We start from the raw sequence: 12,423 nt of genomic DNA, 5'->3' as shown, positions 1-12,423 counted from the left end.
TTTTGCTAAAACAAAACATTCAAACCTTCAATGTCACGCATAAGGATGCAGAAACAAAGATGAACAACCGATTCCTGTCGACCTTCTTCAACTCTGTCCAAGCCCTATCCATTTTCTCACTCGCAACGTTGGCTATGACGTTTGCAAGCCCATCCATTGCACAAACAGACGATAAAGCTCCGCCTAAATTTGAAGTCGAAATTGTCGTTTTTGAAACCTTAGCATTGAAAGGTTGGACGGAAGAATTTTGGCGAGATAACTTACCTATTTTTGATTTTGGTGAAGATGACACCATCTCACCACCAAGAATAAAGCCCGAGTATTTTCTTTTAAACGATGAAGTCTCTAAAATGACGCGTCGAATGGGATATAACATCCTTTTCCATCAAGCATGGGTAGTCGATGCGCTACCAGAAAAAGATGCAAAACCTATTTATATCAGTGCCTTGCCGGATGAAGACTATAAATCTCGCTTAGAAGGAACTCTACGCTTCTATAAATCTCGCTACCCGCATATTGAAGCCAATCTAGAGTTGGAGCGTAAAATCCCGTTGGTGATTCGACCAGACTTTGCTAAAAACCAAAATATGCAAGAAGACTTGCTTCCTGAGTTTTGGCGCTTTCAATTAAAAGAATCCCGTAAAATCAAAACGGGGCAAATCCACTATTTGGATCACCCTATTTTCGGCGCTTTAGTTGAGATCAAATACCTACCAAACTTTACATCTGGCAGCGGTATTATTGAACCTGAACTGCCTGCTGAAAGCACGCCTGAAGATTCAAATAATGATACAGGAACGAATAACGACAACTTAAATTCAACTGATTTACCCGCCAATCAATAACATAATCAAATTATAAAAATCTGCCAGGCTGGGTATCTTACTTAGAAGCTTGAAAGCTCATCAATTGATTCAATCAAGGAAAAGACATAAAGGTAAGTCCTTGAAAGAACTTACCTTTACAATGAAATGTTTTATTTTTCAGGTAAAACCAAGTTTAACTCTAGTACTTCATAACCATTGGCTTCATCAACGGAAATCTGTAACTGATCCTGGTCAATTTTTACGTATTTGGCAATCACCTGAAGAATCTCTTCACGCATTTTTGGTAAGTATTCTGGTGCATTGCGTTCAGAACGCTCATGCGCCAATAAAATCTGTAAACGATCTTTGGCAACACCAGCGGATTTCTTTTTCTTTTGTCCAAGAAGGTAATCTAATAATGCCATAGTTATTTCCCAAAGAGTTTTTTGAGCAATCCTTTTTTCTCAGCCGTCAAGAAGCGATGCTCTTTTTCTTCGCCCAAGAAACGATCAACGATATCTGTGTATGCTTGCGCGGCATCTGAGTTTTCACCCATAATAACTGGCATACCAGAGTTGGATGCATTCAAAACTTGCTCTGATTCAGGAACAACCCCCAAAAGCTTAACACTTAGCAAATCGATAACATCTTCAACTGAAAGCATTTCACCCGACTCTACACGTTCCGGGTTGTAACGTGTCAAAACCAAGTGTTCGACAATTGCAGACTCACCTGCTTCAGCACGTTTAGATTTGGCTTGAAGAATACCTAAAATTCTATCGGAATCTCTTACTGAAGACACTTCAGGGTTGGTTACGACAATAGCTTCGTCAGCAAAGTACAATGCCAGTTGCGCACCCTTTTCAATTCCCGCAGGTGAATCACAGATAATGAAATCGAAACCATCTTCTTTTAACTCTTCAATAACTTTTCCAACACCTTCTTGCGTTAAGGCATCTTTATCACGTGTTTGAGATGCCGCTAAGATGTATAAATTATCAACACGTTTATCTTTAATTAACGCCTGTTTCAAGGTTGCTTCGCCTTGTACAACATTAACAAAGTCGTACACGACACGACGCTCACAGCCCATAATCAAATCAAGGTTACGCAACCCCACATCAAAGTCAATAACAGCTACCTTATAACCTTTTAAAGCCAAACCGGTAGAAATACTGGCACTCGTTGTGGTTTTACCGACCCCACCCTTTCCGGAGGTCACAACAATCACTCTTGACACGCTTGTCTCCTAATCGTCTATAGATTTTCCTGAAAAACTCAGGCGTTAAATAAAAATAGGGGTGCAATGATGAATGTCATTTTATTCACATTCATCATTAAAAAGTATTCATCCAGATTTATTCATCCAGAGGTCTTTTGAAGACGAGTTTATCATCCTCAAGAACAACTTCAACAAAGCCTTTTTTGTATTCTGCCGACATATCTTCAGCTAACAAATATAAGCCTGCAATACAAACCAGTTCAGGATTTAGTTGTTTGGCAAAAATGCGCGCATCCGTCATACCGGAAGAACCTGCAAACACTTTTCCCATCACTTTACCAAATACATGCACATGGCCATCTGCTACGACTTCAGCACCAGGGTTTACAGAACCCATCACCATTAAGTCACGACCTTTGGCATAAATTTGCTGCCCTGAGCGCACCGTACCTTGCACAACCATAGCAGTTGTTGCCTGTGGCGTATCGTTTTCCAAGGTGGTTTCGGTTTCTTTTTGTTCTTGCTTCCGTTTCTTTTTCGTTTCTTCAGGAAATACCGCTAAACCAGCATAAGAAGCCTGCTCTTGTACAGATTCATCGTCAGTACGAACGCCTGTTGGAATGAGTTGCTTTTGATGTAAAAATTCGACTAGAAGCGCCAAAAACATCGGATCTTCAGGAGGTACTTTAAACTCAATAACCACAGGGATACCGACAAAAAAGTCAGGCGCTTGATCTATTTTTTCGGCGATAGCAGCTTTGGTCTGCTCAATATCAGCCGAATACACTCGCAAAACAGTTAAAGAAAGGATGGAGCCTTTTAGCTCAATAATTTTACTCATATTAGGGTTTTAATCAGGTTTATGCCCGTTACCGTTAGCCAAGGTTTTTTGCGCGATTTTGCAAAACCTTTGGAGGATATGTTTATTAAGATTTGTTTACTAAAACTGCTGAGAATCTTACTTGAGACTGGCTATAGAGTCAAAACAAAAACGCCGGCAAATAGCATAAAGAACACTAGCCGGCGCAGATACTTAAATGAGTCGTTTTTAGTCTCGACCTATTTTCTTCATTAGACGTTGATAGGCATCTTCTAGCGTTTTTTTGTTCGCTTCAGTTGCTTGAGAGTCTTTTAATACCTGATTAAAATCATTATATGGATACTTCATCAACACATAAGACTTGTACATGCCATTAACCGGCTCAACTTTTTGCTTCACAACCTGTGCACCTGACAAGTTCACTTTATCGACAAAGTTATTGATAACATAGCGATATTCACCTTCACCAGATCCTGTCATGGTGTCTTCACCGGACAACTCTGACTTCATGGTTTTGGCCAATTCATAAGAAGCTTGTAACTTAGCTTTTCTCATAGAATTCACTAAATCACGGTCTGAACCAATCCCCACTCCATAGAAACCTGAACCATCTGTTTTCGGTGGGTCCAACACCCAGCCTGGCAGATTTTTCATTTCTTGTTCCATCAGCTCTTGTCTATGCTCTGCTTGCTCTTGAGCTGCGTCTTGTTGAATTTTTTCTACCTTTGCTTGCTCTTCAGCAATATCGGTTTTAGAAGGTGAACTCGAACAACCTACCAAGCTTACCGCAGCTGTAAACAATGCAAGGTTAAGGATATTTTTTCTTTGTTTTTTTAAAGTACTGAGTGCTGTATCAATATTGTTTCTCATGCAACCTTCCTTTTTTGCGTCCTTATATATTAGCTATACATCAATATAATAAACTGAAATTTTACTATAGTTTATATTTAACACTAAAAAACAAGATTAAATGAATATGAACTTTCTTGTTTAGATGTTTTACGCCACCTTCATTTTCTATTAATATTGCACATACAATAATCATAAAATTCGTAACCACTTGAACCTATAATTTAAATGAAAATTCAAACAAAGCCTCATTCTTGCTTTTTATGCGCTCTTAAACTTAAGGCACTTTCTTTTTTTATTGCTACTTTAGCCATTGCCGAATTAAGTGGTTGCGCGACAACAACACGTATTCAATATTTAGAACCCGCCCAAGTAGAACAAGCCGCTAAATATAAACGTGTTGCCGTTAATGCCTTTAAAAATGATAGTGTTGGCCTCGGTGGTAAAATTGAAACCAAATTAAGTCAAAAAAACCTAGAGAATAAAGCTTATTTCACTGTTTTAAATCGTCAGGACTTCGATAAAATTCTTAAAGAACAAAAACTGCAATACTCCGGGCTTACTAACGAAAAAGATGTGGTTAAGGTAGGCGAATTAATTGGTGCCCAAGCTTTCATAACGGGAGAAGTTACTTCAACCTCATCACAAGACTCACGCTACCTGGCTGAACGCTACGAATGCTTAGATAAGAAATGCGACAAAATGAGAACCTACGTAGTACCGTGTAGAAAACGCACAGTTTCAATGAGTGCCAATGTCAAAATTATCGACATTCAAACCTCTAGCGTGGTTTACAGCAACAGCTACACACCAGCGGGTCACTGGTCTACTTGTGTAGATCAAGCTAGATCTTTACCATCTGCAGAGACAGTTTGGCAACGTCAGGCAAACCAGATTGCTGCCGACTTTGTCAGTAAACTCGCTCCACATTACGTATATAAAAATATCGAATTACTAGATGATCCAGATATCAACTATAACGATAATGAAAAGCAGCTCTTAAAAGGTGGCATTGCTTTTGTTGAAGCACATAGAATGGATAAAGCAGATCAACTCTTTAGCCAACTGGTTTTCCAAACACAATCTCTATCTTATGTCGCTGCCTACAACCTTGGTGTGGTAAAGGAAGCAACTGGCGACTATGATGAAGCAAAAAAGCTCTATACGCTTGCTGACAATTTACAAAAAGAACCTGTTGATGCAATTAATAAAGCTATGAACCGTATCAAAGAAGTGATTGCACAGCACCAAAAAGCAACGCAGCAAATCGAGCAACCATGAAAATATTCAGCATAAGCATTCGCCCTCTTATTGTTTTTCTAGCTGTTTTAATCTTAGCATCTTGTAGCCAGGCTCCAACAAAGCCTCTACCTATTACCAAACCACCCGCTTGGTATTTAACGCCACCCAAAGATACGCCATTAGATTTATATGGCGCAGGAGCAGGAAAATCCCGAGAAAAAGCCGTGCAAGCAGCTCTTAATGATTTGGCATCAAAGTTAGGAGTAGAAGTCAGCTCTCAATTCCAATTGCAACACAAAAGCACCAACAGCGCTTATGCGTTTGATGAAGAGACTACTGATCAGAAAATTTTAACTGAAGTGCAAACCACGACCCTAAACCAATATCAGGTGGTTAAAACCGAACAAACTGGTTATGACCAATTTTATGTGCTGGTTAAAACTGATAAAAACGCTTTAGCTTTTGCTATTCGAAATAACTTAGAACAACAAGTTGAAACCTTTTTACGCTCTGAAAAAAGCTTTCTAAAGATACATCAGACGGGATATTTAACTTGGCAGTTTTATAGCAATGAAAACAACAAACTCCCCTCTTTTAAACGAAAACTAGCAATCCTACAAACACTAAAAAAGCGTGAAAATACAACCCTTTATAAAAGTTACTTAAATGACGTTAATCAAAAATATAACACTGCAAAAACGCATACAAAGTTTTTTATAAAAGCACAATCCGACACTGCGCAGCAGCTTCAATTAGCATTGAAACATATGATTACCGTTTCAGGTTTTTCTTTAGTTGATACTGAGAGTTCAGCTACTGATATCATTAAAATAAATGCTACTGAGAAAACGACACAAGCTTATGGTTTTACGGTTGTTCGCAGTCAAGCGTCAGTAGAACTCTACGAAAACCATAACCTGCAAGGCAGTAATCAATTTACGCTTAAAGGTCAGGGGTTAAACCAAAATCAGGCTAGCATTAATTTGCAAAACGACTTTAAACAACAACTGAGTCACAAATCTATAGCTGAATCGCTTGGGTTAACAACAAAACCAACGCCTTAATCTTTAAAAAAGGCTACTGCCGTTTTAACTAAAATCCAGTTCGTCCAATGACAAACGTAATTCTGATTGAATTGTCGTAATCCAAATTTTGCCAGGAACAGGCTCAAACATAAATGGATATGCCAACCACGCTCCTTTACAACTGGCTATAACGGTTGGCTTTCCCCAACTAACGCCATCATCTTCAGAAAAACGAATCGACAACTCTTCTCGCTGCCAAGATGCGGCTACCTCTGAAAAGAGCCCTGCTCTTCGTTCAATGGTGTTTTCACCTTCTCGATATAATTGGTTATAAACCATACACAGACGACCACTAGCCAAACGTTTTATCGTTGCCGGAGAGCTACTGGCAGGCAAACCTTTTTCCATTTGCGTCCAGCTGGTGCCATCATCATCTGAATAGGCATTCCAAAACCAATCTCGATTGGTACGAATACAAAACCATAAACGTCCATCTTTTAATGGCAGCAAACAGCCTTCAAAACAACCTCCATGATGCCCTCTTCCACCAATATCTACCCTGTTACTTGCATGCCAAGTTATGCCATCATCATCTGAATAAAAGGACAGGCTGTAATGACGTGCGGCATCATAATCCAAGTTTTGTGTAGAAAATACCAATCTGCCAGATGGTAACGACACCATGCTCATGGTTTCAGCAGCATAACCCTTTTGAATCAATTGGGGATCCGTCCATGTTTTACCGCCATCAGAGCTACGGATAACCCATTGGTGAGCATGCGTGTTTTTTGTTGGTTTATTCGACTTCCTGTGCCAATTGAAATAATTGTCATAAATAAATGATACGACCAGTGTATTGCTGTGAGAAAGAGCCAAACAGTGACAATCATTTACGCGAAAACCTTCATGGTGAAAAATAGAATAAGTTTTCCAAGTTTGGCCATTATCATCAGAGATATAAGCTTCTCTATCATGTAACCACACTAACTGGCCAAACTGGTTTCGTACATAAAGGCCATTATGCTCATGCTTTAAAGGTTTGATTGCGGGGTGAAGGAATACAGGCTCATTAGTTACCGGAGACAACGCAAAGGTCAATTCAATCTCAGGATGCATAATTCTTTTGTTTTCACTCATATTCTCTGTTCTCATAAATGTTCTGTTCATTATTGTTTCAAGTGTACGTTAAAATATCTGAATGAACCCTGAAACATTAAATAAATTACCTGAAATTTTACAACGAGATTTGGATGAGAACCTTTGTGTATGCAATGAAGTCTCTAAACGTAAAATCCTTGAGACGATAGAATCGGGCGCAACAACTTTGGAAATGGTTAGAAGTCAAACCTATGCCTCAGATGGCAATGGGTGCTGCAAGCGCCAAGTTTGCCGATTAATAGAGTGTTTAACAGATTAAAGGTCAACCAGACCAAACTGACTAGCTTTTATAGTTGGAAATAAACTGTCCAAACTCATCGGCAGGCAAAGGTTTACTAAAATAAAAGCCTTGAATTTCATCACAGCCTTTTTCGGTTAAGAACGCAAGCTGCTCTTTAGTTTCCACACCTTCAGCAATAGTTTTAAGCCCAAGACTTCTAGCCAAACTGATCATCCCTTCTATAATTGATCTATCGTCAAGATCATCTACAACATCTTGAACAAAAGACTGATCCAGCTTAAGTTTAGTTGCCTTGAATTTTTTCAAATAATTCAATGATGAATAACCTGTACCAAAGTCATCAATTGCAATTTTTATACCGTGTGAAGTTAACTGATCCATGATTTGCACCGCTGAATATGGGTTAGACATCGCCAGAGTCTCAGTTAACTCGACGGTTAAATAAGATGGATCAACTTTATTTTGACTCAATAATTCAATGATTTGATTGGGTAAAGACTCATCACGGAATTGTGCTGCGGACAAGTTCACCGCTATATTCACAATCGGTAGTTCTTTATCTTTCCATTCTTTGATTTGCTCAACTGCCGTCTGAAGAACCCAATTACCAATTTCCAAGATTTGGCCACTTTGTTCTGCGATTGGGATAAATTCAGCCGGAGACACTCTACCTAAGCCTGGATTGTTCCAACGAATTAATGCTTCTGCACCAATAACAGTATTCGTTTCAACAGAGATTTGGGGTTGATAATAAAGTTCAAACTCGTTTCGAACCAGTGCTGTTCTGAGTGCACTTTCCACACTCATAATCTGAGCAGCATTTTCTTGCATTTCAGCAGCAAAGAAACGATAAGTATTACGTCCATCCCTTTTAGCTTGATACATAGCTGTATCTGCATTTTTTAGCAAGCTATCCGCATCCGTTCCATCCTGAGGAAAAATAGAAATCCCTATAGACGGTGTAATCTGCAAATTCAAGTTTTCCAACAACATTTCAGAAGATACAGACTTCAAAATACTCTCAGCCAAATGCGCTACTTCATTCTCATTAGCATTTGGCATCGCTACAATAAATTCATCTCCACCTTGTCTTGCCAAAAGGTAATCCGGACTCAAAAGTTCAGCAATACGATGACCCACTTCCATCAATAGTTGATCGCCAACATAGTGGCCAAGCGTATCGTTAATATTCTTAAAATGATCCAAATCGATAAATAAAAGTGCTACTTGATTATGGCTTTGCTCAGCAGACGTAATATTTTGTTTCAAGCGCTTCACAAGCGTTTCTCTGTTAGCTAAACTTGTCAGTGAGTCAAAATGAACTAGGCGATGAATTTGTTCCTCAGATTCTTTCAACCTTGAAATATCGGTAAAGACTCCAATGTATTGCGAAACTTCGCCAAATGAATTTTTTCCTTGGCTAATAGATAGCCATTCGGGATAGAATTTTCCTGATTTATGACGGTTCCAGATTTCGCCCTGCCAATACCCTTCTTTTTCAATTTGTTCCCACATCTGAAGATAAAACTCTTTAGGGTGCTTACCGGATGACAAAAGTGATGGACTCTTGCCTAGAACTTCCTCACGCTCATAACCGGTAATATCTGTGAAAGCATCATTCACCATTAACAAATTTAAATCTGAATCCGTAATCATAATACCTTCACGGCTTTGTTCGAACACCTTTGATGCCAACTGTATTTGCTCTTCTGTCTTTTTACTTTCTGTAATATCTGTAGTAAACCCATACCACAAAACAGAGCCGTCATCTTCCCTCTGGGGAATAGCATTAGCAGATAACCACCTAACCTCATTGTCATCAAAAACGACCCTAAACTCTTGCTTCCAAGGCGATAAATTTTCAGCCGACTCCTGTATGCTCAGGTTGACCATCTCTAAGTCATCTGGATGAACAACATCAAAAATAGCTCTGGCATCTTCAACAACTTCTTCAGGCTTCAAGTGATAAATACTTTCCATAGCTTCACTTGAAAACGGAAAACAGCTGCGTCCATCTGGAAACAGTTGAAACTGATAAATCATGCCTGGTAAGCGCCCTGCTATTTTCTGCAATCTTTCCAAAGCTTCTTTTCTTTGAAATTCAATCGATTCACGCACTTGTTCAGCTTCATAAGACGTAAGTGCAAAACTTATATCAGCAGCCATTTCCAACAAAAGATTCTGTACACCAGTATCAAATGCATTTACAACATCAGAATACATATTTAAGGCGCCAACTACTTTGGACTTTTTAACTAAGGGAATGGATGCAGACGATCTCCATCCATACTTACTTGCACGTTCATGCCAGTGCATCGTATGGGGATCTTTTTGAAAATCCTGGCACCAATAAGGAGAGTTGCTACGCATTGCTATTGCAGTAGGACCTTGACCTGTTGGACTATCCTCATCTATTGAAATCTCCAACCCTTGAAGGTAAGCAGAGTTTACCCCTTCTCTAGCGATAGGAATAACTTTGCCAGATTGTTCGTCTAAACTCCCTACCCATGCCATTTTCATCTCAGCATATTTGACCGTAATTTCGCAGACTTTGTTATAGAGTTCTTCTTCAGAAGAGCATTGGATAATTGCTTCATTGGTTTGACTTAATGCTGAATAAATCTTGGTCAACCGTTCAAGTTTTGCCTGATCTTCTTTACGTTTGGTAATATCACGGGCAACCCCTAACACACCAATAACATTTCCTCTTTTGTCTTTCATCGGTGTTTTAACGGTGGAAAACAAACCTTTGTATCCATTTTCAGCAAACGTTAACCACTCTTCATTTTCGGTAGGCACATCCGCCTCCATGGCATTAACATCATGTGCTCTAAAGAAATCCGCCACTTCAACATCCACAAAGTCATAATCAGTTTTACCGACTATATCTTTTTCTTTTGCTCCAAATAGTGACTCAAATCTAGGGTTACAACTTAAATAGATCCCATTTACGTCTTTTAACCAAATAAGGTCAGGTATAGTATTAATCAAAAGGTTTAAATGGTTTTGGTATTCAATATAGCGTTCGCCCAACTGCTTCAACTCTGTAGTATCTTGAACAGTCAACAAATACTGTTTCACATCACCACTTGTTCTTCTTGTACATTGAATACTTGCTATTACATAAACCAGCTCTTGATCTGAACCGACGAGGCGAGTTTCTTGAGTAAAACCGTCTTTCTGTTGTGATGCTAAATCGGCAAAACGTTGCTTGAACAACTCTTGCTCACTGTACGGAAGAAGGTCAAAAAATGTCATATTTTTCAACTCATCTTCTGAATAACCAAGCATCACCCTAAACCGTTCATTAAATCGAGCCCAATGAGAAGCATCAGAATTTAAAATAGCCATTCCAATAAAAGGTAATTCATAGAACTGCTGCAAAACTCTTTCACTTTCTGTTCTTTCAGATAACAGTCGATACCTATCAAGATCTTTTTGATTATTGAGCACAATCCAAAATGCTAACGCAATAAACACTAGTGCGATCAGCGAAACCAAACTAATCAATAAAATGAGATCATGCAACGAGGCAACTGCTTCTGTAGCATCGATTTTTGATACTACCATCCATTTCGTTCCCTTGATGGGACGATAGGAAGCCATTACTTTCACGCCACGATAATCAACGCCAGTTACTATACCGATAGTCCCTTTACGTAAAGCAACTGCCGAAACAAGGTCTTTATTACGAACTGAATAATTATTCAATGGATGAGCTGAGTCATTGCCAAACCGTAATGGTGAGAAGTATTCAACTTTTCCCGCGACTTCACGAACCAATATACTTTCACTGGACGCGCTGGTTGTTGGCCACCTTCTTATATAAGGAAATATTTGTTCTGAGAGATTTGAGTAAGTCACAACAAGTGCAAGGACATGCTTAACACCGTTTACTGAATCGCTCAAAGGTGTAATAACGGCTATATCGGAGGCAGATTCATTATGAAAAACGATATCACTTCTTTCCACTGAATGATATTTAACACTTTTTTCAATCATCAACTTTAATGCAGGGTTGCTTAAATTATGAGATTTTCCCAGCCTAACAAGAGTTTCTCTCTCAGGAGAGATAAGCTCAACAGATTCATACCCATAAAACTCTTTTAACGCGCCCAATAATTCTGAGATATTGTCTTTATAAGCAACATTACCGCGCTTATTTAATAGTTTTTGGACATTGTCCATTAGAACTTTATTGCTTGAAACAACATGAGCAACTTTATCTTGCTCATTCAACCAGCTTTGAATTTGATATGCCTTCAGTTCGGCAATTGATGAGAGATTGTTAAACGTTTGCATCTCCATTTTAGGGCCATGATTTTTAATAATCGTAACCGCCAAAATTGGTACCATTAGGAATAGTAATAAGAAGACAAACCAAATATTGGTACGCTGAAATTTATTTTTGATGTACTTTTTTATGAAATTATTTTGTACTAGCATCGTATTTTGCTTTATTCACGAAGTCCTATACAGTTTACAACTTAATGAATCAAAGTAAGTAATTAAATTGCTGTTGCAAGCTCAGCCAACACACCTTCCCAAAATTTAATAAGAAACCTTATCGGCTTTATTTTTCCAAGCCTCAAATGGTTTAATTGCTTCATCAGCCAAAAGTCTTAAAGTCGGTATTATTCTTTGATCAACAGGCTTGAGAACTTCCCTGTATAACATTTCATCATCAAACCCAATGTCTGCTGCATCATTACGTGAATTTGCATAATAAATCTTATCCAACCTTGCCCAATAAATGGCACTTAAACACATCGGACAAGGTTCACAGCTCGTATAGATCTCACACCCTGACAAATCGAATGTTTCCAATTTCTGGCAGGCTTTTCGAATGGCATCCACTTCCGCATGTGCGGTTGGGTCATTAGTAGATGTAACTTGGTTAAATCCCTCAGAAATTACCGCACCATCCTTAACGACAACAGCACCAAAAGGACCGCCAAAACCAGACGCCATTTTTTCAGCCGATAACTGAATTGCTCTTCGCATCATGGCTTCTTCTAAAGAATTAAATGTATGACCACTTTCACACATAGCCCACCTCA

At 38.8% G+C, this 12,423-nt stretch carries 11 protein-coding genes; 4 read left to right on the top strand and 7 right to left on the bottom strand.

What is annotated here, in order from left to right; genetic code table 11:
* Nucleotides 1–2: 2 nt before the first annotated feature.
* A complete protein-coding gene (locus tag N745_RS11725; protein WP_024851054.1) occupies nt 3–845 on the top strand; it encodes a CsiV family protein in 843 nt (280 codons plus the stop codon).
* Between the two features lie 131 nt (nt 846–976).
* Here the strand turns inward: N745_RS11725 and minE are convergent, their stop codons facing one another.
* The 4 genes from minE to N745_RS0105075 form a co-directional block, all read right to left on the bottom strand.
* Entirely contained in the window at nt 977–1,231 is a 255-nt protein-coding gene (minE, locus tag N745_RS0105090; protein ID WP_024851053.1) for a cell division topological specificity factor MinE, read from the bottom strand.
* Between the two features lie 2 nt (nt 1,232–1,233).
* Nucleotides 1,234–2,046 (bottom strand): septum site-determining protein MinD, encoded by an 813-nt coding sequence (gene minD, locus N745_RS0105085; RefSeq protein WP_024851052.1) that lies wholly within the window; start codon nt 2,044–2,046, stop codon nt 1,234–1,236.
* 118 nt (nt 2,047–2,164) lie between these two features.
* Nucleotides 2,165–2,869, bottom strand: a complete 705-nt coding sequence (gene minC, locus N745_RS0105080) for a septum site-determining protein MinC (protein WP_024851051.1) — start codon at nt 2,867–2,869, stop codon at nt 2,165–2,167.
* 207 nt (nt 2,870–3,076) lie between these two features.
* Complete coding sequence (locus N745_RS0105075; RefSeq protein ID WP_024851050.1) at nt 3,077–3,718, bottom strand: hypothetical protein; 642 nt, start codon at nt 3,716–3,718, stop codon at nt 3,077–3,079.
* Nucleotides 3,719–3,925: 207 nt separating this feature from the next.
* Here N745_RS0105075 and N745_RS0105070 point away from each other — a divergent pair, with 207 nt between their 5' ends.
* On the top strand, nt 3,926–4,978 hold the full coding sequence (locus N745_RS0105070) for a CsgG/HfaB family protein (protein WP_024851049.1): 1,053 nt from the start codon (nt 3,926–3,928) through the stop codon (nt 4,976–4,978).
* Nucleotides 4,975–6,003, top strand: a complete 1,029-nt coding sequence (locus N745_RS0105065) for an LPP20 family lipoprotein (protein WP_024851048.1) — start codon at nt 4,975–4,977, stop codon at nt 6,001–6,003. Before N745_RS0105070 ends, N745_RS0105065 begins: the two co-directional genes overlap by 4 nt.
* A gap of 24 nt (nt 6,004–6,027) precedes the next feature.
* On the opposite strand, the gene N745_RS0105060 is transcribed toward N745_RS0105065, so the two are convergent.
* Nucleotides 6,028–7,101: a sialidase family protein gene (locus N745_RS0105060; protein WP_024851047.1), complete on the bottom strand. Its 1,074-nt coding sequence runs from the start codon at nt 7,099–7,101 to the stop codon at nt 6,028–6,030.
* Nucleotides 7,102–7,162: 61 nt separating this feature from the next.
* On the opposite strand from N745_RS0105060, the gene N745_RS12500 reads away from it, so the two are divergent.
* Entirely contained in the window at nt 7,163–7,381 is a 219-nt protein-coding gene (locus tag N745_RS12500) for a (2Fe-2S)-binding protein (protein ID WP_084657309.1), read from the top strand.
* 21 nt (nt 7,382–7,402) lie between these two features.
* Here N745_RS12500 and N745_RS12245 read toward each other — a convergent pair whose 3' ends face one another.
* Both N745_RS12245 and N745_RS0105050 read right to left on the bottom strand, forming a co-directional pair.
* Nucleotides 7,403–11,809, bottom strand: coding sequence for an EAL domain-containing protein (locus tag N745_RS12245; protein WP_024851046.1), 4,407 nt, complete (start codon nt 11,807–11,809; stop codon nt 7,403–7,405).
* A 105-nt stretch (nt 11,810–11,914) separates the two neighbouring features.
* Nucleotides 11,915–12,412, bottom strand: coding sequence for a nucleoside deaminase (locus tag N745_RS0105050; RefSeq protein ID WP_024851045.1), 498 nt, complete (start codon nt 12,410–12,412; stop codon nt 11,915–11,917).
* Nucleotides 12,413–12,423: the final 11 nt, after the last annotated feature.

The sequence above is a fragment of the Hydrogenovibrio kuenenii DSM 12350 genome (assembly GCF_000526715.1).
Taxonomy (GTDB): domain Bacteria; phylum Pseudomonadota; class Gammaproteobacteria; order Thiomicrospirales; family Thiomicrospiraceae; genus Hydrogenovibrio; species Hydrogenovibrio kuenenii.
This window is presented reverse-complemented; position numbering and strand designations above follow the sequence as displayed.